At 67.8% G+C, this 23,335-nt stretch carries 14 protein-coding genes and 1 pseudogene; 9 read left to right on the top strand and 6 right to left on the bottom strand.

The window, feature by feature from the left end:
- Positions 1-40 precede the first annotated feature (40 nt).
- Positions 41-2,308, top strand: coding sequence for a Helicase associated domain protein (locus tag ACLJPL_RS32335; RefSeq protein WP_411084514.1), 2,268 nt, complete (start codon positions 41-43; stop codon positions 2,306-2,308).
- Between the two features lie 110 nt (positions 2,309-2,418).
- On the opposite strand, the pseudogene ACLJPL_RS32330 reads toward ACLJPL_RS32335, so the two are convergent.
- From ACLJPL_RS32330 to ACLJPL_RS32320, 3 genes and pseudogenes are all read right to left on the bottom strand, one after another.
- Positions 2,419-3,062 (bottom strand): annotated as a pseudogene (locus ACLJPL_RS32330) (LLM class flavin-dependent oxidoreductase); the annotation flags it as partial.
- Between the two features lie 112 nt (positions 3,063-3,174).
- Positions 3,175-4,476, bottom strand: coding sequence for a GNAT family N-acetyltransferase (locus tag ACLJPL_RS32325; protein ID WP_411084513.1), 1,302 nt, complete (start codon positions 4,474-4,476; stop codon positions 3,175-3,177).
- Positions 4,477-4,660: 184 nt separating this feature from the next.
- A complete protein-coding gene (locus ACLJPL_RS32320) occupies positions 4,661-6,052 on the bottom strand; it encodes a sporulation protein (RefSeq protein WP_411084512.1) in 1,392 nt (463 codons plus the stop codon).
- Between the two features lie 330 nt (positions 6,053-6,382).
- Between ACLJPL_RS32320 and ACLJPL_RS32315 the strand changes: the two genes are divergently transcribed.
- The 7 genes from ACLJPL_RS32315 (at position 6,383) to ACLJPL_RS32285 (ending at position 18,489) form a co-directional block, all read left to right on the top strand.
- Positions 6,383-8,149 carry an asparagine synthetase B family protein gene (locus ACLJPL_RS32315; RefSeq protein ID WP_411084511.1) on the top strand — a complete coding sequence of 589 codons (1,767 nt, stop codon included), beginning with the start codon at positions 6,383-6,385 and terminating at the stop codon, positions 8,147-8,149.
- Between the two features lie 28 nt (positions 8,150-8,177).
- Positions 8,178-8,615, top strand: a complete 438-nt coding sequence (locus ACLJPL_RS32310; protein ID WP_411084510.1) for an NUDIX domain-containing protein — start codon at positions 8,178-8,180, stop codon at positions 8,613-8,615.
- 73 nt (positions 8,616-8,688) lie between these two features.
- The gene (locus ACLJPL_RS32305; RefSeq protein ID WP_214301417.1) at positions 8,689-10,008 is read left to right on the top strand and encodes a UDP-glucose dehydrogenase family protein; all 1,320 of its coding nucleotides are present in this window, start codon (positions 8,689-8,691) and stop codon (positions 10,006-10,008) included.
- Between the two features lie 279 nt (positions 10,009-10,287).
- Positions 10,288-11,805, top strand: coding sequence for a TIGR02677 family protein (locus ACLJPL_RS32300; RefSeq protein WP_411084509.1), 1,518 nt, complete (start codon positions 10,288-10,290; stop codon positions 11,803-11,805).
- Positions 11,802-13,106, top strand: a complete 1,305-nt coding sequence (locus ACLJPL_RS32295) for a TIGR02678 family protein (protein ID WP_411084508.1) — start codon at positions 11,802-11,804, stop codon at positions 13,104-13,106. The genes ACLJPL_RS32300 and ACLJPL_RS32295 overlap by 4 nt, the downstream gene beginning before the upstream one ends.
- On the top strand, positions 13,100-17,194 hold the full coding sequence (locus ACLJPL_RS32290) for a TIGR02680 family protein (RefSeq protein WP_411084507.1): 4,095 nt from the start codon (positions 13,100-13,102) through the stop codon (positions 17,192-17,194). Before ACLJPL_RS32295 ends, ACLJPL_RS32290 begins: the two co-directional genes overlap by 7 nt.
- Positions 17,191-18,489, top strand: a complete 1,299-nt coding sequence (locus ACLJPL_RS32285; protein ID WP_217224594.1) for a TIGR02679 family protein — start codon at positions 17,191-17,193, stop codon at positions 18,487-18,489. Before ACLJPL_RS32290 ends, ACLJPL_RS32285 begins: the two co-directional genes overlap by 4 nt.
- A gap of 258 nt (positions 18,490-18,747) precedes the next feature.
- On the opposite strand, the gene ACLJPL_RS32280 is transcribed toward ACLJPL_RS32285, so the two are convergent.
- From ACLJPL_RS32280 to ACLJPL_RS32270, 3 genes are all read right to left on the bottom strand, one after another.
- Entirely contained in the window at positions 18,748-19,725 is a 978-nt protein-coding gene (locus tag ACLJPL_RS32280) for a hypothetical protein (protein ID WP_411084506.1), read from the bottom strand.
- A gap of 372 nt (positions 19,726-20,097) precedes the next feature.
- Complete coding sequence (locus ACLJPL_RS32275; protein ID WP_411084505.1) at positions 20,098-20,397, bottom strand: hypothetical protein; 300 nt, start codon at positions 20,395-20,397, stop codon at positions 20,098-20,100.
- A 700-nt stretch (positions 20,398-21,097) separates the two neighbouring features.
- Entirely contained in the window at positions 21,098-21,592 is a 495-nt protein-coding gene (locus ACLJPL_RS32270) for a hypothetical protein (RefSeq protein WP_411084504.1), read from the bottom strand.
- 475 nt (positions 21,593-22,067) lie between these two features.
- Here ACLJPL_RS32270 and ACLJPL_RS32265 point away from each other — a divergent pair, with 475 nt between their 5' ends.
- A complete protein-coding gene (locus ACLJPL_RS32265; protein WP_217224581.1) occupies positions 22,068-22,790 on the top strand; it encodes a hypothetical protein in 723 nt (240 codons plus the stop codon).
- Positions 22,791-23,335: the final 545 nt, after the last annotated feature.

Here is a 23,335-nt window from a genome sequence, read left to right as displayed (position 1 = left end):
CCCACCCCACCCCACCCCACCCCCGGGAGCGGAACACCCCATGAAACCCGCCGACATCCAGCTCCGCCCCCACCAGAAAGAAGCCGTCACCGCCGCAGTCAAAACTCTGCGCACCCACCCCCGGGCCAGTGTCATCGCGGCCTGCGGGACCGGAAAAACCCTCATCGCCGCCCGCACCACCACCCGAATCGCACCCCGCGGGCGGGTCCTGGTCCTCGTCCCGACCCTGGACCTGCTCTCCCAGACCGTCCGCTCCTGGCACACAGCCGGCCACAAAGGCCCAGCGCTAGCTGTTTGCTCCACCCGCCAAGCCATGGACCACCCCTCCGCCGGCAACCTCCCCATGACCACGAAACCCGACGAGCTCACCGAACTCACCCCACCCACCGGCCCGGTCACCGTCTACGCCACCTACGCCTCCCTCCCCACCGTCATCAACGCCCACCGAGACCACCACCTGCCGCCCTGGGACCTCGTCGTCGTCGACGAGGCCCACCGCACCGCCGGCCGCCTCGGAAAAGCCTGGGCAGGCATCCACCACGACGACCACATCCCCGCCGCCCGCCGCCTCTACCTCACCGCGACCCCCCGCATCTGGGACCCCGACACCGACCACAGCGACACCCCCGTCGCCTCCATGGACGACGAAACCCTCTTCGGCCCCGTCGCCTGGCGCCTCACCCTCTCCGACGCCATCGACCTCGGCCTCCTCGCCGACTACCAGATCCTCGTCCCCGTCATCCAGGACACCGACCTCCGCGACTGGCTCGCCACCAACCGCGGCGCAGGCGCCGACGGCCTCCGCCTCGCCGGACACCAGGTCGCCGTCCTCAGAGCCATCCACGACCACAAACTCCGCCGCGTCCTCACCTTCCACCACCGCGTCGCCGACGCCCGCACCTTCGCCACCACCCTCCCCGACACCGCAGCGGCCCTCCCCACAGACCTGCAGCCCCAATGCCTGTGGGCGCAGTGGATCAGCGGCACCCACCCACCCCGCACCCGCCGCCGCATCCTCCTCGACTTCGCCACCCACACCCACCCCGAACAACCCGCCGTCCTCGCCAACGCCCGCGTCCTCGGCGAAGGCATCGACGTCCCCGCCATCGACGCCGTCGTCTTCGCCGACCCCAAGAACAGCCCCGTCGACACCGTCCAAGCCGTCGGCCGCGCCCTACGCCAAACCCCCGGCGCCGGCAAAAAAGCCACCCTGATCGTCCCCGTCTACCTCACCCCCGACGAAGACCCCGACGACCTCCTCAGCGCCGACGCCTACACCCCCCTCTGGCGCACCGTCCAAGCCCTGCGCGCCCACGACGAACGCCTCACCGCACGCCTTGCCGACCCCCGCACCCACCGCCCCACCCAAGGGCCCGAAGACCCCGGGGCCTGGCTCCACTTCGAACGCCCCACCCAACAAGAAGAAGTCGCCCTCGCCCTCACCCTGCGCGTCCTCAACCCCAAAAGCGCCGAATGGCGCCGCGGCCTCACCGCAGCCCGCCACTACCACCGCACCCACCACCACCTCGACGCCCCCCAAACCCACGAGGACGACACCGGCTACCCCCTGGGCCGCTGGCTCACCTGGCAACGCCACCTCCACACCACCGGCGCCCTCGACCCCGCCCGAACCACCGCCCTCGAATGCCTCGGCATCATCTGGAACCCCCAGCAACACGCCTTCGACCGCGGTCTCGCCCACGCCACCGCCTACACCTACCACCACGGACACCTAGCCGTCCCCGTCGACCACCACCACGACGGCTTCGCCCTCGGCCGCTGGCTCGCCACCCAACGCAAACGCGCCGACACCCTCACCCCCACCAGAGCCCATGCCCTCCAAGGTCTCGACCCGTACTGGAACCCGCCCTGGCCCCTGACCTGGCACCGCACCTACCACGCTGCCCGCAGACACCACCACGCCGGCAACCATCTGACCGACGTGCCCCGGGACTACATCACCGATGACGGACACCGCCTGGGGGAGTGGCTCCACAACCAGCGCCTCCACCCACAACGCCTGCACCCCACCCAGCAGCGCCTCCTGGCCGGCATCGGACTGATCCAGAACACCGAACCGTCCCCGAAAAGGCGGAAACCCGCCGCCCGCAAGCCAGAACAGGGCCTGGCCGCCGCCCGCGCCTTCCACCAGAGGGAAGGACACCTCGAGGTTCCCCAGCGCCACGTCGAAGACCTCGACGGTGAACCCGTACGCCTCGGGCAGTGGATCAGCAACACCCGCCGCCGCAAAGAACGCCTGCCCACCGACCGGATCCGCGCTCTCGACGCCCTCGGCATGCGCTGGTAACTCCCCCTACGACGGAGGCCGGAGCCCGCTCGCGTCCGCAGGCCGTTCACCAACCGCGGAGCGTCTCGCACAAGTCACAGCCGTGGCAGCGAACGAGCGGCCCCCGCCTCTCAAGTACCAGGCTGCCAGCCCAGCGCCGGGGCCAGCTTCAACGCGATATCGGTGAGTATCTGCGTAGTCGTGTGAAAGTGAAAGGAAGCGCGAACGACACCTCGTCGATCTCACGGAACGCCGCATGTGCCTGCAGACGCTCGGCGATCACCTCCGAGGAGCCGACCAGGTCAGGCGCGAACATCATGCGCGCCGGCCCCTGCGGCGCCGACGTGCGGGGCAGCTGCTCGGCGGCGTACTGCTCATACCGGGCCCGCTGCTCGGGCGACGCCGAGTCCGTAGGAACAACGACCAGCACCTGGGAAACACGGGCCGCCCCCATCCGGGTGAGCCGCGCGGAAGGCGCGGATGTGCGCGAGCTGGATCGCGGCAAAGCTGGCGACCTCAGGCCCAGGGCCCTCGGTTTTGACGACGCTGCTGGTCAGCAAGTTCATCCAGTGCTCGCCCGCCCACCGGGCCGACCGCAGGCTGCCGCCGCCGTACCACATCCGCCGGGTCAGTGCCGGTGAGTGCGTCTGCACTCGGTCGGAGAAGGCGTCGAAGCCCTCCCTGGCGTTGGAGGCGGGGGCGGGTTTGTCCGCACGAGGTCCAGCAGCCGTTCCACCCGCCCTTAACCGAAGTCCTCGGCGTCCGCGGTCTCAGGGCGCATCTCAGCGCACGTGAGCTTCCACCGGCCGGAGCCGCTTCCAGCCACCCAGAACCCAAGGTCAGCATGCGTGTAACTCATACGGCTACCGCAGAAGTCCTCTGGCGAGTCAGTTGACCCAGATGCCTTTCGGCGAGACGCGACGCGCGAGGTGCCGGCCTGCGTCGCTGACCGGGGTGGACCAGGACACGTCAGTGACCTGGCAGCCGAAGTCGTCGGCGAGTGCCTGTACGAGCGTGGCACCCACGCCCTGGCGTCGGTAGGCGTCAGCCACCCAGACCAGGTCGATGCTTGGGCGCGAAGTGTTGTCCTCGTCCCCGTACCGTGAGCTGTGAACCAGGTCCCACGGGCGGTGGCGGCCGGCGTCGTGGGCAGCGAGGTAGCCGATGACGTACCCGTTCGCCTTCGACAGGTACGCCCGCACGTTGTCTTCTGTCTCCCTGGGCTCGCCGATGTGGGACCACGAGCGGAAGTCGTAGTGGTTCTCCTTCTGCGGCATCCGCGCCACCTGGTAGGCCAGCCTCCGCCACATGATGGGGGACTGCGTCGTCACCACAGCCATGTCCCCCAACCAGTCGAGGTTCTTCGGAATCCGCAGGCCCAAGGCCCACGCCGCGTGGTGGACTGCGTGCTCGCGGCCACCGTCCCAGTCCCCTTTCAGGCTCATGCCGCACCCGCAGGCACTGTTGGCTGGCGTATTCACCGTACGGAACCGGACCGGTGCCGCGCCGTAGCTCAGGTCCTGCTCTCTACCGCCCACCCAGGGCCGCAAGGGCGCATCATCCGGCTCGACGTGACCACTCCAGCGGTCCACCCAGCCGGGATGTTGCTCGGGGAACATCTCCCGAAGCTGCTTCTGCGCCGCTGGCAACGTCGGGCGCACCCATACGCTCCCAGTCGTCGCCCGGCCATGGAGGCGCAGGCCGCTTCTCTTAGCTTTGCTACGAAGGAACCTCAGGAACACGCCGGGCGACGAGGTGAAGTCCACACCACGGACCAGCTCCCGCTCGCCAGGAGCAAGCCACTCATCCACGGGGAGCGCCAGACGGTCGGCGATTGCGTGGAGCCTGCTGTAGTCGTGTTCGAGCTCCGCCACGCGTAAGCCCTCGATCGCAGCCTCTACCTCTGGGTACGGGGCGCACAACGTGATCCATCGCGGGCCGCTGGTCCAGACGAAGTCGCCTGTGTACCCCTCGTACCAAAGCCGGTCGACGGCCGCACTGCGCACCCTGTCGACGGCTTCGTCATAGGCAGCGGGCAGCTCCGCGGAGTCTCCTCGTGCGGTCGCCGCGTCGACGTATCCATCGCGGTCCAACTCCACCGTGGCATACCACCGGGACGGTCGGACCCCAATCTTCCGGGAGCGCCAGTCGCGTGGATCGGCATCGAGGCAAATTGTCCGCTCGGTCATCCGTTTCGCTCCTCGTCAGGCTGCTCTGCAGGTAGTGGTCACGGTGCCGCCATATGTCCCGGCTGATTCTCTGGCCCTGACCGGCATGCTGCTGCGGATCGGGAACACTCATATCCACACCCTGGAGACAGCCGTACTTGTGGTGAGGCTTTCCTCAAGGCGGAGACGGTACGGGGAAATGTGCTCAAGCGGCGATTCCGAGTTCCGTGCGGGTGCGGTGGATGAACTCGCGGACGGCTGGTTCGTGGCGCCAGGGGGCGAGCGCGGTGTTGAACTCGCGGACGTAGTCCTTGGCCCGGGAGGACTGGACGCGGGCGAGGATGTCAACGGACCGGTTGCCCAGATCGAGGCCCTGGTCCAGCTGGCGGGCCTGCAGATGGGCGGTGCCCACGATGGCAAGCCGCATTCCGACGGAGCGGGTGAAGACCCCCGACGGCATCGCGGCGGCCCTTTGGTTCCAGGCCAGTGACGCCTTCGGGTTCTTGAGATCGCGGAAGATCTCGGCGGCGTCCGCGGACAGCCTCGCGTGGTGATAGAAGTCGATCCAGGCCGGCTCGTCGCCGCTTGCCTGGTCGGCCTGGCTGATCAGGTCCTCGGAGGCCGCAAGGGCCCGTGAGGCGGCTCTAGCGTCCCTCCCGCGGGCGTGGGCACGGGCTTCGATCAGCTTGGTGAAGGCGAGGACACGCGGGACTGCCTGGCCCTTGGCACGTTCGAAGGCGCCCTGGGCCATATCGACGGCTTCGGAGGGGAAGCCCCTCAACAGGGACTGCATGGCCATGGTGCTCAGGACATAGCAGCCCAGCTGGACGTCCCCGCCCGCGCGGGCCAGGCGGAGGGCCTGGATGAAGTGCCGTTGGGCGACATCGTGCTGGCCGACGTCGAACGCCGTCCATCCAGCCAGCCTGGACAGCTCGGAGGTGACAGAGAACAGGTCCCGGCCGACTGCGTCGGAGAAGGATCCCCGCAGGAGCGGGGCGGCCCGCTCCTGGAGGCAGACGGTGACCGAGTTGGCCTTCCAGTTCCCGCCGCCGTACTTGGAGTCCCAGCGGCGGGCGTCGTCGGCCGCATCCCGCAGTTCTTCCAGGTCGGCCTGGCCAACCTGCCTGCCGCCAGCGAGATCGGCCGTTTCGTCGGCGGGAGAGACCAACCAGCGGGTCACGGGGGTGGTGAACGCGGACACGGCGAAGCCAGATCCGGCTAAGAAGTCGCGGCGGTTCACGAAACTCCAGAACGACGTAGCCACTCGGACCGCGTCGCCGCGGTCCCGTGGGAAATCCAACCCCACATCGGTGCCGGGTGTCTCCGCATCAGCCATACCGATTTCGCCAAGGGCCACAGGACGGCCGAGCCGCTCGGCGATCGCCTGGGCGACGAGGGTGGGCACCGGCCACTTGGGGATCATGCCCCGCTGGCACCAGTTCGCGATGGAGGTATGCGAGTAGTCCGTGACCAGCCCGGCCTGTTGGGCGAGCTGATTGACCCGCAGAGCCAGGGACTTGTGGCTCGCGCCGCAGCTCTCGATGAGCCGGTCCAGGTCCGCGTTGGGCGGACGCTTCCGGCGGTTGGTCGATGCCACCCGTATCCCCTTTTCCACCAAGTCGGCTGCAGGAGCGCTGACGAGGAAGCGCCACGAGGCCGTGACGCGTCGACGGCAAAGTTCCGTCCTACGCATTGCGGCATGGCGCGGAGGGACCGTTCGCCTCTCCGCGCCTGGAGACACCGAGGGTATTGCTATGCGGACCCTGGGCGAACCTGCTTTGCGAGTTGTGAGCCCCCCTGCGAGCCCTCCCCGGCACTGGCTGCTGGCCGGTGTGATGAGGACGCAGGCCACCGTCGGGACGCCGAGTAGTGCTCCCGGCGGTGGCCCCCGCCAGGCACTACGACTTCACGCTCGGGGGTGAACCAGATGTGCGGAATCGCAGGACTGGCCGGAGGCGACGCTGTCCGGCACGAGAAGACCATCGCCTCTATGGGCGCCTCGCAGCACTATCGCGGCCCGGACGGCACCATGCACGCCGCCAGCAGCGACCGCCGGGCGGTCCTGGCCATGAATACGCTGCTGATCGTCGACCCGCAGGCGGCGCCCGGCCCCTACCTCGACCGGGACACCGGGGTCCTGCTGGCTTTCAACGGCGAGATCTACAACTGGCGCCAGCAGGCCGCCGCGTGGGGCATCGAGACCCGCGAACGTGAGTCGGACGCGCACTTCCTGCTGCGAGCCTGGGCCAAGATCGGCCCGTCCTGCCTGGACGGACTGGACGGCATGTTCGCCCTCGCCGTCTACGACCCCCGGACCGCGAAACTGTTCCTGGCCCGCGACCGCCTCGGGGAGAAGCCGCTCTACTGGCGCCTCGACGGCGGCCGGCTCGCGTTCGCCTCCGAGGTGACCACGCTGACCGGCTACGCGGTGGCCCCGCTGGTCTTACGGCCGGAAGTCACCGCGATCGAGACCCCGACCGGCGTCGAAACGCCATTCCAGGGGATCCAACTGCTGGCCCCGGCAACCTTGCTGTCCTTCGACGTCACCACCTGCTCGATCGATCAGACGACCTGGTGGCACTTGGAGCACCGGTCCCCGTTCCCCGGCACCTACGACGAGGCCCTGGCCAGGTTCTCCACGATCCTGGCCGAGCAGATCCCACTCAGGAATCCGGCCTGCGACTTCGCCCTCCTCCTTTCCGGCGGCCTGGACTCGGCTGTGCTGGCCTACCTGATGCGGCCGCCGGTCTGCGTCACCGTCCGATACCCGGGCCAGGACCGCCTGGACGAGTCCTCCACGGCCGCGATCATCGCCCGCGACATCAAAGCCGAGCTGGTGGTGGTCGAGCCCGACCACCACGACTTCACCACCGCTCTACCGCACATGACGCGAGCCCTGGACTACCCAATGGGCAACGCCAGCACCTTCTCCGAGCACATGGCGTACCGGAAGATCGCCGACCTCGGCCTGCGGGTCGCGATCGGCGGCCTCGGCCCGGACGAGTTCCTGATGGGCTATGTCCGCCAGGCCCTGGTCCTCTTCGGCCCCGACGCCGTTCTGAACGCCGGGCTGGAGGCATACCGGCCGCTTGCCGCCAAGCTCATGCACGCCGCCGGCGAACCCCTGGACCCGGCGGAGGCGGTCACCCGGCTGATCCTTCGCGGCCCGGACCCGGACGGACGTCTCCGCGACCTGGTCGCCGACGCGATGGCTCGCGCGGGCGGAGACCTGGCCTGCGGCCTGACCCTGGCGGACCTGGCGACGGCCTGGAGGCCGCTGGTGATGACCAGCGACAAGCTCGCCTCCGCATACGCGCTCGAACGCCGATCCCCCTACCTCGCCCGCGACCTGGTCGAGTTCTCCTACCGGCTGCCCGTCGACCACAAGATCACCGACCCGGCCCAGGGCAAGCGGATCCTGCGGGACGCCGCAAAAGCCCTCGGCCTGCCCCGCGAAATCTGGGCCAGCCGCGACAAGCTCGGCTTCGCCTCCCCAGTCCCCTCCTGGCTCAACAGCAACCTCGCCACCTGGGCCGATACCCAGATCCGCATGGCCCTCACCGACGCCCCACCCGAGTTCCGCCCCCTCCTCGAGAGGGGGCTGAAGCCTGGCGGGCGGTTCGACCGAACCCGCATGCAGGCCCTCATGGCAGCCGCCTGGATCTCGGACCAGACAGTGAGGGCTGCCGCATGATCCCCAACTCGCTAACTACGGTGAGGGGATGCACTCCGAAACCACCGCCACCGAAGTGCCGGCCACCGCCCGCGGAGCAGTCGCGATCATCGCCAACCGCCGCGGCGAACTCCTCTTCCACCTCCGCGACGACCTTCCCGAGATCGCCTGGCCCGCCCACTGGTCCCTCCTGGGCGGCGGCTGCGACCCCGGAGAATCTCCAGCCGAGGCGATCGTCCGCGAACTCGATGAAGAAGCGGGGCTGATTCCCGAGAACCTGACCGAGCTGTTCGAGATCACTGACCACCGCGGCTCCGGGCAGATCATCACCTTCTTCGCAGCCCCCTGGGACGGCGACGAGACAAGCCTGCTTCTCGCCGAGGGCGTCAAGCTCCAGTTCTTCCCACCTGATTACCTCGACATCCTCACGATCCCGCCGTTCATCCGGGACGGGATCTACCGCTACCTGGCCGCCAGGCCCTCCTGATCACCCCGCCCTTCCGAGCGGGACAAGAGTGGGGCCACCAGCGGCGGCCCCACCCGAAAGGACGACCCCACTCATGAAGATGACCGTCATCGGATGCGGCTACCTCGGCGCCACCCACGCCGCCTGCATGGCCGAGCTCGGCCACGACGTCCTGGGCATGGACTCCGACATCGACAAAGTCCACACCCTCAACACCGGCAAAGCCCCCTTCTTCGAACGCGACCTGGACGGCCTCCTCGCCAAACACACCACCTCGGGCCGACTCCGCTTCACCGCCTCCTACAGGGAGGCCACCGATTTCGCCGACCTGCACTTCATCGGCGTCGGCACCCCGCCGCAACCCGGCAACGACGCCTACGACCTCACTCACCTCTTCGACGCCCTCACCAAGCTGGCCCCCAGCCTCACCACGCCAGCCGTCATCGCTGTCAAGTCCACCGTCCCAGTCGGCACCGCACCCCGCGTTGCCAAGATCCTGCGCGAGCACGCCCCCGCCGGAGACCTCATCGAGGTCGCCTGGAACCCGGAGTTCCTCCGCGAATCCTTCGCGGTAGACGACACCCTCCGCCCCGACCGGCTCGTCCTCGGCCTCAGCACCGACCACTCCTGGGCCGAAGCCCTGCTGCGGCAGGCATTCGCCAAGATCATCGAGTCGGGGACGCCCACGATCGTCACGGACTGGGCCACCGCCGAGCTCGCCAAAGGAGCTGCGAACTCCTACCTCGCCACCAAGATCTCCTTCATCAACGCGATGACCGAGATCTGCGAGAAGACCGGAGCCAACGGCACAGCGCTCGCCGACATCCTCGGCCACGACCACCGCATCGGACGCCACGGCATGCAGCCCGGCCTCGGCTTCGGCGGCGGCTGCCTGCCCAAGGACCTGGCAGGCTTCATCTCCCGCGCCGACGACCTCGACGCCGACCAGGCCGTCGGCATCCTCCGCGAAGCCGCCGCCGTCAACGCCCGCCGCCGCCAGCGCGTCATCGATCTCACCCACGAAGAACTCGGCACCGACCTGCGCGGGAAGCGGATCACGGTCTGGGGAGCGGCCTTCAAACCCGAGACCGACGACATCCGTGACTCGCCCGCCCTGGCCGTCGCCCAAGCCCTCCACAACCTCGGTGCCACCGTCACCATCACCGACCCCAAGGCACTCGACAACGCCCGCAAGCTCCACCCCGAACTTGACTACGTCGAAGACCCCATCGCCGCAGTCGACGACTCAGACCTCCTGCTCCACCTCACCGAGTGGCCCCACTTCACCACCATCGACCCCAGGCGACTCGCCACCCGAACCGCCAACCCCAAGGTCATCGACGCTCGCGGCACCCTCAATACCGACCAGTGGCGTGACGCCGGCTGGATCACCAGGACCCTCGGCCGCGCCTGACCAAGAACACCCATGCGGAAGGACTCGGCGCTGACGTGACGGTTCCTTCCGCATGCCCATGCAAGGTGCCTGATCGGTCAGAGGCCGATCCGGAGCCGGGCCGTATCCCATCGCTTCGTGCAGCCCGTTGCGCAACAACGGATTACCCCGCCAACCCGCTCTCCAGGGTATTTCTCCTTTCTCACCCTGGTTGTCAGTGCATGCACCTACGGTTACGAAGTGCCCTTCCAGGGGTGGATGTTGGACAGGGGAGGACTGGTGCACAGGGTTCCGCCGGACATGTTCCGTTTCACGACGGGAGACCGAGCCGAGCTGTACGGGGCGATCTTGCAGGCGTTCGGCGCGGCGAACGAACGACTGGAAACCGCGCTCGGCCTGGACGAGGTCCGGGTACGCCTTCGAGATGTCGGCTGGCTGGACGCGATAGCCGATGACGACCTGCACGAGGCTTTGAGGCAACTGCAGCGGTGGCAACTGCTGGACCTGGTGCAAAACCACGCCGAGAACTACCGCACCGCAGAGGAATACGAGCGCCGCAATCTGCAGTACTCGCTCACCCGCCGCGGCGAGGCAGCTTTCGCCGGCGTGCAGCATGCCATGTCGGTCCTAGCGGCAACCGGCGCGCTGCAGACGGCAGTTCTGGAAGCAATCACCGATCGTCTGGACGAGCTCTACCACCTTCTGGGAGAGCCCAGCTCGGCCGACCGAAGGATCTTCAGCACCTTGCAGGAGCTTGAGGCGCATCTCGAGGCCCTGCTCGACAACACCAAAGCCTTCAACGGGGAACTGCAGAGGCTGTTGCGTGCGGAAGGCGTCGACCTGACGGTCTTCAGGGAGGTGAAAGCCGCCACCGTCGCCTACTTACAGGAGTTCCTGGTCAATTTGGACCGCCGAGGCCACAGTGTCGCCGCCGCCGTGGCCCGCGTCCAGAGCAGGTCGGTGAGCATCCTGCACGAGCGGGCCCTGCGCGGCGCGGAACTCCCTCCGGTCACCGGCGCGGACCCGGGCACGGTGTGGCTGGAGCGCCGCCGCGCACGCTGGGCCGGCCTGCAAGCCTGGTTCCTGCCCTCTGACGAATCCCGCCCCAGGGTGGAGCAGCTTCACGACGTCGCCCGCCGCGCCATTGTTTCCCTGCTACAGGTCCTGGACCGCATCACCGAATCACGCCGCCGCTCCTCCAGCGCGGTGCAGGACTTCCGCGAGCTCGCCCGCTGGTTCGCCGCCGCGCCTCGCGAGCAGGATCTGCACCGATTGTGGAGTGCCGCGTTCGGGCTCGGGCCTGCCCGTCACGCCCACTTGATGCACCCGGATCCCGAACTGATCTCCACAGCCACTCCGTGGTCCGAGGCGCCGCCGGTGGAAGTGTCGGCACTGCTACGCACCAGTGGCCGTACCGAACGCTTCTCCCGCACAGCGAAGGTCCGCGACATCGCCGTGGTAAAAGCTGCCCGCGCCGAACAGGCACGCCTGGAACGTGCACAGCTGGAAGCCGCCTGGGACCAACTGGCCACCGACGGCCCGGTACGCCTCTCCTCGGTCGGCGCGCTCGACCACACTGTCTTCGAGCGCCTGCTGGACCTGATCGGCAGGGCCCTGGCCGCCCGCCCCGACCACCACGGCAACCGCCGAGCACTCACTGCGGACGGCCGGGTGGAAATCGTGCTGCAGCCGCTGACGGACGACCGTTCCGTCATGCTGCGCACCACGCACGGAACCCTGACCACCGGCGACTACACGGTCGACATCCGCACACCCGGCACGCAGCCCACCACCGCACCTCGAAGGGCCGCAGGATGAGCACGCTTGCCAACCAGCTCGTCGCCGCCGAACGGGAAGACATCGCCCGCGCCATCCGGCTGCTCCTGGCCAAGCCACTGATCACCGAGCGCAGCGACGCCGCCATCTTCGACATCATCCGGCGACGCCAGGAACCGCTGACCAAGTGGTTCGACTACACCTGCGGCTGGAGCCTCGTCGTCGAATCCCGACGCGGCTACGCCCGACTCCTCAAAATCCGCCACACCCTGGACTCATCCCGCCCCGCCCGCAGACTGCGCTCCGGCCGCGCCCCCTTCGACCGCCGCCGCTACATCCTCCTGTGCGTGACCGCAGCCGAACTTCTCGCCATCCCCGTGACGACCATCGGTCTCCTCGCCGGCCGAGTCGTCCAGGCAATAGCCGCCGACCCCGCACTGCCGCCCTTCGACACCACCAGCCGTACCGAACGCATGGCGTTCGTCGACGTACTGCGCCTCCTCGAGTCCTACGGCGCCCTCCAAGTCCTCGACGGCACCACGGAAACCTTCGTCGACTCGGAGCAGGCCAAGGTCCTCTACCGCGTCGATGCAACCCTGCTGATGCGCCTTCCCGCAGCGCCCATCGGCCCCTCCAGCCTCGCTCCGGCGCCGGACCAGATCACCGACCGCTTCGATGACCTGCTGCACAGCCTGGTACGCGAGCGCCGATACGGCAAAGCACCCACCCACACCACCACAGGCGCCGAACAGGCCACAGTCTCCGACACCCAGCGCAACCTGTGGCTGCGCCACTCCATCCTGCGCCGCCTCTTTGACGACCCCGTCCTCTACCGAGATGACCTCACCGACGACGAGGAGGCCTACCTTGCCTCGCCCACCGGCCGTCAGATCCTGCGCCGGGCCGCGGAACAGGCCGGCTTCGCTTTGGAAGAGCGTGCCGAAGGGCTCCTCCTGATCGACCCCGACGCTCTCGCCACCGACACCACGTTCCCCGATGACTCCTCCACCGCCCGCATCGCCGCTCTCCTCCTCCTCGAGGAGGTCACCGGCCCAGCGGGCGGCACCACCCCCGAACAGCTATCGTCCGCCGCCTCTGACCTGCTGCGCCGCTTTCCCCAATGGGCCAAGGCTTATCAGTCCACCGAAGGAGCCGGCCGGCTGGCGGACGATGCCTGCACGGTCCTGGCCGACTTCCACCTCATTCACCGGTCCGCCGGCCGCATCCTGGCCCGCCCCGCCGCCTGGCGCTACCGCGTCACCACCACCCCACCCGCGGCCACGAACACCTCTGCCACCCGCTCTGCCAGTGACAACACCTTCGAGGAAGAAGCCCTGTGGTAGCCGTCACCCAGCTTCCGCTCACCAACAGTCATCAGCCACAGCCTCACTCCGCACCAGGCCGCTGGCGGCCTCAGCGTGCAGGCATCCTCAACATCTGGCGCTACTACGACGAGACCTTCACCTTCCACAACGGACGACTCCTGCTACGCGGCCAGAACGGCACGGGCAAGTCCAAGGCCCTCGAGCTGCTGCTGCCGTTCCTCTTCGACGCCAACCTGCGCCCCAACCGGCTGTCCACCTTCGGCGGCTCCGAGCGCACCATGCACTGGAACCTCATGGGGGAGGGCACCCAGGGCAAGACCCGCGTCGGCTACGTGTGGATGGAGTTCGCCAAACCCCACCCGGACACAGGGGAACTGAAGTGGTTCACCTGCGGAGCACGACTGCAGGCCAGCGTCCACACCAGCACCGTCCATCCCGACTACTTCACCACCAGCCAGCGCATCGACCCGCATACCGGACTGTCCCTGGTCAACGAATCGGGCCAGCCCCTCACCCGCCAAGCACTCACCGACGCCCTCCACGGCCAAGGCGAAATGCACGCCTCCGCGGCTGACTACCGCACCACGGTCCGCCAGACCCTCTTCGACGGCATGACCGAACAGCGCTACGAGGCACTGATCACAGCCCTGCTGCAACTACGCCAGCCCAAACTCTCCGAACGCCTCGACCCCTCTCTGCTCTCCGCCCTTCTCTCCCGCGCCCTGCCCCCGCTCGGCCACGGCGAGATCACCGAACTCGCCGAGGGCTTTGAACGCCTGGACCGGCAGCGCGAGCAGCTCAAACAACTCGACGAAGAGGTCACCGCCGCCACCCACATCGCCACCCAGCAGCGCGGCTACACCCAACGCGTCCTGCGCGCCGCCGCAGCCACTCTCATTTCGGCAACCACCGACATGGACAACTACACCCGCACTGCCCGAGAGAGCGCCGACAACCTCCACCAGGCCACCACCAAACACACCGAAGGCACCGAACGCCTCAACGAGCTCCGCCAGCGCGAACAGGAACTCGAAGGCGCCATCGAAGGCCTGATCGACAGCGACGACTACAAGAAGGGCAAAGAGCTCGACCGGCTGCGCCGCCGTACCGAAGAAGCCCAGGCAACCGCCCGCACCTCGCGTCAGAACGCCACCACGAAGCAGAACACCGCCGCCACTGATACCCAGCAGGCAGCCAGCGCTGCCGACCAGGCCGACCAACATGCCGACCACGTGCGCGCCGTCCTCGACGACACCCAGCAAGCAGCACGCCGAACCGGCATGGAATCCGTCTGCCTCGAAGCCCAGACCGCCTTCACCACCCCCGCCGACCCGTCCACCGCCCCCGACCGGATCCGCCGTATCCGCTCTCTGCTGCGGGGCGCCACGACCGCACGCCGCGACCAGATCAACCAGGTCGACTCAGCAATCAACACCCACCAACACGCCGTACGCGACCGCACCCGCGCCGAGAGCGACCTGGACGGCGCCCGCAGCCGCCTGAGTGAGGCAATCAGCCGACGCGACCAAGCAGCCGACGCTTACACCGACGCACTGCAGCACCACACCTCCCTCCTGCTCGAATGGGCCACCAACTGCCGCGAGCTGCGCATCACCGACCTCGACAACCTTGCCTCCCGCGCTGCCTCGGAAAGCGACATCCTCGCCCTGCTCGAGCCCGCGCTACGCACCGCCGAGCAGGACATCACCACCCGCGACACCCAGGCCCGCGCCCAGCGCGACAACGCTCTGGCCGACCGCACCGACCTGACCGACCGCATCGAACAGCTGCGCCAGGAAGCCGACCTGCCACCACCGACCCCAGCCACCCGCACGACCGACCGCACCACCCTGCCCGGCGCCCCCCTGTGGCAGCTGATCGCCTTCACCGAGGACACCCCCACCACCGTCCAGGCAGGCGTCGAAGCGGCCCTGCAGGCCGCAGGCCTCCTCGACGCCTGGATCACACCCCACGGCGAACTCAACCTCCCCGGCCACGACACCCTCGCCGAAGCCACCTTCACCCACCCAGCCCACGGCTCCTCCCTGCTGCACGTCCTGCGCCCCGAACCCGACATCCCGGTTCCCGAACAACGGGTGACCCAGCTTCTCGCCGGCATCGCCTACGGCACCCGCCTGCCCACCGACCACCCGGCCGCCATCGGCGCCGACGGCAGCTGGCGCCTGGCCGCCGCCACCGGCACCTGGAACAAACCCGAACCGGCCCACATCGGAGCCCTCGCCCGCCACCGAGCCCGCCAACGCCACATCGCCCACCTCACCGAGCAGCTCACCCACGTCCACACCGTCATCGCCGCCCTCGACACCGACATCCGCACCCTGGCGGACCGCCGCACCCGCCTCGACGCCGACCTCGCAGCCCGCCCCCCACGCACCGACCTGGAGACCACACTCCGGGCATGGGACCGAGCAGAAGAAGGACTCGGCGCCCGCAACGACGCCGTTCACGCCGCCGCCTCCCACCTCGAGGACCGCGAAGCCGACGTCACCCATGCCATGCGCACCCTGAGCACCCTGTCCGCCCAGCACAGCCTGCCCACCGACCGACAACTACTGACCGACCTGACCACCGCCCTCAACACCTTCCAGGAAACAGCCAGCCTCTGGGCAGACGCCCTCATGACCTTCACCAGCGCCCAGGACCGGTCCACCACCGCCCACGCCCAAGCCGAACGCTCCCGCGAAGCCGCCCACGAACAAGAAGAACAGGCCACCCAGGCTGAAGCCGAAGCCCTCTCCCTCGCCGCAACCCTGCAAGCCGTCGAAAGCACCGCTGGCGAAGACTTCCGCCACGTAGCCACCCGCATCAGCGCCCTGCGCACCGAGCGCAACACCTGCCGAAACCACGTCACCACCACCGACACCCAGCTCCGCAGCCTCGAGCGCCGCATGGCCACCCTGGAAGCCACAGTGGCCCAGGACACCAAAGACCGGGACGAAGCCGCCCGCATACGGGACAGGGCAGCCCACCGCCTCCGACACCTGTGCCTGACAGGCCTTACCGACGACGCCGGCCTGACCCTCCAACTCACCGCCCACGACGGCGCCCGCGCCACCTTGGATGCAGCCCGCACCACCGCCGCACGCTGGCCCAACCTGCCCCACGAACCCCGCCACCTCGGCGACGCCCTCAACCGACTCTCCGAAGCCATCCACGAAGCCCGCCAGCATCTAGGCCGTCGAGCCGACCTCGACCTGCAAGCAGACGACGACGCCCACATCTTCACCGCCTCCATGGACGGCCTGCGCGTCGGCGCCACCGGCCTGCTCGACACACTCACCGCCGAACGCGACAGCAGCCGCCAAGACATCACCACCGCCGAACGCCGCCTCTTCGACCAGACCCTCACCGGCGACACCCGCCGCCACCTCGCCGCCCGCATCCGCCAAGCCAACGAACTCGTCGACAAGATGAATGGCCACCTCGAACGCGTCCGCACCGCATCCAACGTCGCCGTACGACTCGTTTGGCAGATCCACCCCGACCTCCCACCCGGCACCAAAGCAGCCCGCGAACTCCTCCTCAAAGACCCCGACCGCATCACCGACGAAGACCGCGAAGCCCTCCACACCTTCTTCCGCGGCCGCATCGAAGAAGCCAAAGCCAAAAACACCGCAGCCACCTGGGAAGAACAACTCTCCGAGGTCCTCGACTACACCGCCTGGCACCAGTTCGTCGTCAAACTCGACCGCACCGGCGGCACCGACTGGCAACTACTCACCAAGAAACTCCACGGAGCCCTCTCCGGCGGAGAAAAGGCAATCGCCCTACACCTGCCCCTCTTCGCGGCAGTCGCTGCCCACCACGAAGCCGTTCCCCACGCCCCGCGCCTGATCCTCCTCGACGAAGTATTCGTCGGCGTCGACACCACCAACCGCGGCCAGGTCTTCACCCTCCTCAGCGCCCTCGACCTCGACCTCATGCTCACCTCGGACCACGAATGGTGCACCTACCGGGAACTCCCCGGCATCGCCATCCACCAACTCATCACCGGAACCGACGGCGACGACGCCGTCACCAGCGCCCGCTTCGTATGGAACGGCACCGGAATCCACCCCGACGACACTCCCGAGACCTCAGCATGACCACCCCCACCCCAGCCGCCCGACTGAACCGAACCGCCCTGCGCCCCGTGTGGCAAACCATCCACGACCGCCTATCCTCCGGCCGCCCCGTCGCCCGCGTACGCCTCGGACCCCTCGACGACGAACAACGCGAAGCCCTCGCCGACCTCATGGGCTGGGACCGCCTCCCCGACACCCACCCCACCCTCACACTCACCCACCTCCAAGCAGCCCTCGCCGAAACCAGCCCCCTCACCCTGACCGAGATCCTCACCCACATCATCGGCCCCCTCCACGACCGAGCCGGCGACCGCCACCGCCGCAACAACGAAAGAGCCGCCCTATGGGAATGGCTCGACAACCACCCCACAATCCACGCCCAACCCGCCCTGCTCGCATGGACCGCTCACTGCCGCACCACCGGCCTCATAGACAACTCCACCACCCGCACCCGCGACCTGCTCACCTCAGCACTGACCGTCCTGTCCGCACTCCCCGCCAGCGGCGAACCACTTCCCCACTTCGCCGCCCGCCTCCTCCACGGCAACTCCCACGCCCTCGACGACGGCACCCGACTGTCCACCCTCACCCTGCGCGCCCTCGCCACCCTCTACGACCAAGACCCTCCCGAAAGCGCACAACAACGCCGCGCCCTATGGACCCGCGCCGGCGTCGCCGACGACGGACTCTCCACCACCGTCCTGGCCGCAGGCCTCCGCCCCACCGGCTCCGGGCTCCTGAGCCAACTCACGACTCTGTCCACCGAAGCCGGCCACGCCACCTCCCTCACCCTGGCCCAACTGCGCACCCCCGAAGACTTCGGCCTTCCCGCCGGACCCGTCCACATCACCGAGAACCCCAGCGTCATGGCCATGGCACTCAACCGCTTCGGCAGACGCTGCCCCGCCCTGGTATGTACCTCGGGTTGGCCCAACAGCGCAGCGATCCATCTCCTGCGACTGCTCGCCGAGAAAGGAGCCACCTTGCACTACCACGGCGACTTCGACGGCGAAGGAATCCGCATCGCCGCCCACGTCATGGACAAGACATCGGCAACTCCCTGGCAGATGGCAGCGACGAACTACCTCGACGCCCTCAGCCTCAACCCGCGAGGACCGTCGATCGGACGGCTGACTCCAGTGCCTTGGGACCCGGCACTGACCACAGCCATGACAGAGCACAGGACAGCCGTGCTGGAAGAATCAGTCGCCTCAGGTCTCCTGGACGACCTGGCGCACTGCGCACCACCCCGTTTCCGCCAGGGAACCGAGCCCAGCGCACCACAAACGCTGGCGTGCCACACTGCTCAGCGATGACCATGTACAGCCTCTGCACAGCATGGACCCGCTCCAGAAGGCAGCTCCCACGATGCCGGGGATGCCGTCACCCTCCTGAGGAGCGCGAGTGAGCAAACGACCTTCCCCCGCCGATGAGAAGGACGTGTAAGGAGGCCTGCGCGACCGGCCCGGTCCAAGAGCTCGGATGGCCACTTGAGACCGCAGAACCTCCAGGCGCAGCCAGTTCGGCCCGGACAACGCACCTGCATGGATCCGCAACCGGAAGGCCAGCTGGCACTATTTAATGCGGATCTTGCTGCTCCATGCTCCGAGCACCTCGGTCAGGTTTGCCAGATCGGGCGGAGTGATGACGATGAGTCTGATACCGGTGTGCTGAGCGAGTTGCTGCTTGGCCTGGATTTTCGCGAGGTAGTCCTCGTTGGTCAGGCCCGCGTATTCGACGTAGGTGCCGTCGGAAAGCCGCCAGTCGGCGCGGCGGTGGCCGTGTGTGTTGAGCTGGGGGTGATGCGGCCACGCGGGTTCGATCTGGTGCTCAACACCGTGGCAGCTCAGCCAGTCGTCAATGGTGCGCTCGGCCAGGGACCGGCACGGATGGCCGTCCGCAGCCACGCAGTAGGTTCCTCGGGCCGGACGCCAGGCGTCGGGGACGATGCCCGTCGTATGCAGGACTTCGATCCAGCTGCCGGCCCCCAGCAGGCCGCGGAGGGACGCTGCCGACGGGCACGCGGCCATGGCGCTGACAATGGCGTCCCGCTGCTCGGCTGGAAGATCGAGAGGGACAGGACGCTGGGAGAAGTCCTGCGGGGGCGCAGCGCCCATGCTCACAGAGAGCGCGGTCAGCGCCTGGCCGCCCGCGCGAGGCGTCGCAGCACCGCTACGACCGTTACGGGCCGTGACGCAGCACTTCTTGCACCAGCGTGACGGCCCGAACTGCCGGATGATCCAGGGATTTAGCTGCCCGGCAGTGAAAACAGCTCTACACAGGGGGCAGGTCTGCGGGAGCGCGTTCGGCCAGGACCGGCGGGCACGCGCAGCATGGAAGGCACCATACATAGCAGCGTGTTCGTACACGGTGTCAGCCCGGTCCCGGTAGGTGTGTCCCTGCCCGATCAGCTTTTGGCGGGCAAGACCGTGCAGGCTCTCTGCCAGCGCCGGAAGGCGTGTGACAAGACGTCGCGGACACACCCAGGGCCACATTGCCCCGTACGCCTCGATCAGGGCATCGACAAGAAGATCGCCGTCCTTGGTCCACACTGCGGCGAACCGGGCTTGATCGGCATCATTCCATCCGTACGAGTTGAAGCCCCCGTACGCATCCGCGGACCTGAAGGACCAGTCCCGGTCGCTACCCCAGTCACCAGCTCCTGCATGCACCGAAGCATCCCCATCCCATCAGACGGGCCCATGGTATGCCGTCGAGCCACGGCGTCGTCAGGTGCCGACACGACCGGCAACGTCGGCGCCTGACATCCAGCGACCACACACGACGAGGCGCAGCTGGCCTCGGTGAGCTGGGCCGTGTCACCGTTGCGCACGGCTTGGTTGTAGCGGTACTGGAAGGGCTAGAGACGGGCGCACAACTCTCTGCCGAGCTCGGTCTCCGCCGCCTCGATGAGCGCCCTCGCTTCATAGCTGCGGGATTTCATCCTCACGCCAGGCGTGCTGGCCCTTGACCCTCGACCAGCTCAATCCATAGATCCCGACGGGTCCAAGTACGGACGGCGCGTTAGCCGCATCCTGGCGAGGTTTGTGGAAGCGAGCCATGATCGCCTTGCCAGCCACCCGATCGCGGCAATATTGACCTGCCATGACCCGACACTTTGGACAGGCGATCTGCGAGCAAGCGTTCCATGCCTGACGCTGCGCGGCCCTGACGGTCTGCGGGTCTTGTCCGTTGTCCGCAGAGGTGAAGACGAAGTAGTCCATCCACCAATGGTGGCAGTCAGCCCGTCGTCGCGGACGCGATACACAGTTTGCCGAACGGGTTGCGCGGTGAGAGTTGGCCGACGCTACTAGCCATACGGGATCCAGTTGCTGAACTGGGCCAAGAGCTCTCGCGTCGAAAACTCGATGACATTCTGCGCGCCGCGCCGACTACCGGGCGAAGAAGGGCTGGCATCTGACCCAGAACGAGGGGCATGCTGACCTCAGCGTGCCCCCCTTGTCATCACGCCGCCCGCGGCGGCGAGGAGGTGATCACCGCCGTGCTCGGCGCGCACCTGCCCCTCCTTCACCGCCGCGCCACCGCGCTCACCGCCGCCCACCCCGAGCTGTACGCGCTCGCCCCTGGCCGGCCATCGCCGGCCGCCGTGTGGCTGCACGAACTTCCGTGTGAACCTCCACAGTCATTCCGAGTCACGCTGGATGAGCAGCGTAAATCCTGCCGGACCGGGCAGTGTGCGCGACCTTCGCAGCCCCGTTACTGCCGAGCACAGGACCTTGAACGAGGGGAGTGTTCAACCACCCTCGGACGGATCCGGAAGCTTCCAATCGAAGGTAGTGCCGCGCCCCCACGTCTTGGATTCGAAGCCACAGCCTTACTTTCCACCTTGTTCCGTTTAAGGCATGCGTGACGGCGAGTTTCCCCTGGCCTTCTTTTTTGCAGCCGGATGCCTGGGACTGGTTGTCAGGCAGCAGCGGACAGCCCGGTGGACCGCTGGGCGCCGAAGGTGGTGTCGAAGGCCAGGGAGCGGGATACAGGGACGAGGTAGTACGGGGAGCCGGAACCAGCGCTTGAGTAGGGGCCGTACCGGCCGGCTGTCAGGACGTCATGGGGTGTGAGGACGTCGAGGTCGTCGAAGACGTAGTAGACCGGGAGCAGCGTCCAGGCCACGAGCTGGAGGTGGGCTGTGACCGCCGCTCGTTCCACGACGTGTCGGCTGGTGGCGCGGCTGGTCATCCGGCTCTTGCAGTCGATCAGCGCGATCTGCTGTCCCTTGGCAATGATGAGGTCTGGGGTCCAGCGCAGCGCGCTGTCGGTTCCTCGAAGTGCGGATCGAACGGGATCGGTCAGTACGCCCTGGCCCCACGCGTTGACGTTCCATCCGCGCCAGGTGAGTTCTTGGGCGACCCGCAGTTCGTGCGCGTCGCCTACGGCCTTCCTGTGCTGAAAGCTCGGCATAGGGGGAGTGTGGCGCACTGACGCCGGTCCGAAACGAACGAGAACCGTAGAGCGGTGAGGTTCCGCCAGCCCTCCACGGCGGTTGTTGCCGGTCGTCGTTGTCCGTCGTTGTTCACCATGGTTCAGGGGTGTCCCACCTTGCCTCATCCAGGCCCCGTCAGACTTGTCCGGATCTCACCCCTGCCTCAGACCGCCAACACCGCCCCTGGTGTGCTCGCTTGGCCATGAGCCGGTCCAGAGCCGCGCCGTCATCCGGTCCACGCCATCAGCCATCCGCCGCAGCTCCATCGTGAACATGCGGGTCTGGCCGGCATCCAGGCCGCCAACCCCGGCAGCACACGGCACAGACGCACACCCAGGCCAGACAGCTGCCAGCCCACAACGTGCTGCTGTCAGTGCGCGATGGAAGGATGACCCCGGCTGGCTTTCGTGCGATGCCCGCGTCAGCCGGGAGACGTACCGTGGGGGGTAGATTTTGACGAATCAGGAATCCGAGCTGTGTCGGCACTGTGGTGAGCCGATCACCAGTTTCGACGGCCGCTGGTCCCATGGACGCCACGGATACGGTGGATGGGGATCTGTCGGATGCAGCGCCTACAGTTTCACCCTGCGCGGTGAATGGGACACCCGCCTGACAAAGGCCGAGAAGGCGAGTCCCCGGACCAGGGCCCAGCTTGCCGGCAGGGAAGAGTTTCCCGCCTGGCCTGGACTGCAGCAACAGCGTTGGGAAGCTGCGCGGAAGGAACGAGAGGCTGCCGCGCTGGCCGCCACCCGCTTCTCACCGAAGCTGTCGAACGCGGTCCAAGCCGCCGAGGCGGTAGCGGCCGACCCCGGAAGCCACACCTTCCGCACTCTCGAGCGCCGACGCCAAGCAGTGATCCTGGCCATGGAGGAACAAGCCCGTCGCGCCCCGGCACGGAAAGGACACGCGGAACTGGGCAGCATCACGGCCGACGACGAGCTGGCCCGGCTCATGCAACTGACCAGAGACGTGCTCCGCTCCCTGCGCGCGGCAGAAGACCTTCTGCCGCCGGCAGAGGCACTCAAAGCAGCGGCAAGCCGTTACACCGCCCGCATCGACCAGATCGCCACCGATCGCTACGGCTCCTTGCCGCGGCAGGCAGACGGCGCACCTACCGAGCGAAACACACTGAAGGCCGCACGCCAACGCGTAGCACGTCACAAGGAGACTCCCTGACCAACAAGCGCCGACGTCGAGCGAGCGTAGCTCGCTCGACGTGCTCGGCAGGCAACGAGAGTTTGCCGGCCAGGTGCGGCTACACCCTCGCCCGAAACAGCCAGGCCGTCAGGCCAAACCTTGCACCGCGCCACCACAGACGAGCCATTTCCAACGACCGGTAAGAGAGAGACACCAAATCAAATCACTGCCCAAAAACCAAAATGACATCACCAACGCCGACAGGCGCACACACAACCCCACCCCCGACCGACAGGGAAGGGGCAAACACCACACCAACCCACTGTCATGCCGCCAGGCATGACACCCCAACAAAACGCTAATCCACCAACCCCGTTTGCCCCGCCAGGGGCAAACCCTCACCCACCAACCCACCGTCAGGCCGCCAGGCCTGACACCCCACCACCCATCGGCCGTCAGGCCGAACACCACTCACTGTCATGCCGTCAGGCATGACACACCAACACCTTCCGGCCGTCAGGCCGGAGTTGGGCCGCCAGGCCCAACTTAAGAGCCTGTCGGCTCTTAAGTTGGGCCTGGCGGCC

The organism is Streptomyces sp. cmx-18-6 (genome assembly GCF_046548915.1).
In the GTDB taxonomy this organism is placed as follows: Bacteria; Actinomycetota; Actinomycetes; order Streptomycetales; family Streptomycetaceae; genus Streptomyces.
This window is presented reverse-complemented; position numbering and strand designations above follow the sequence as displayed.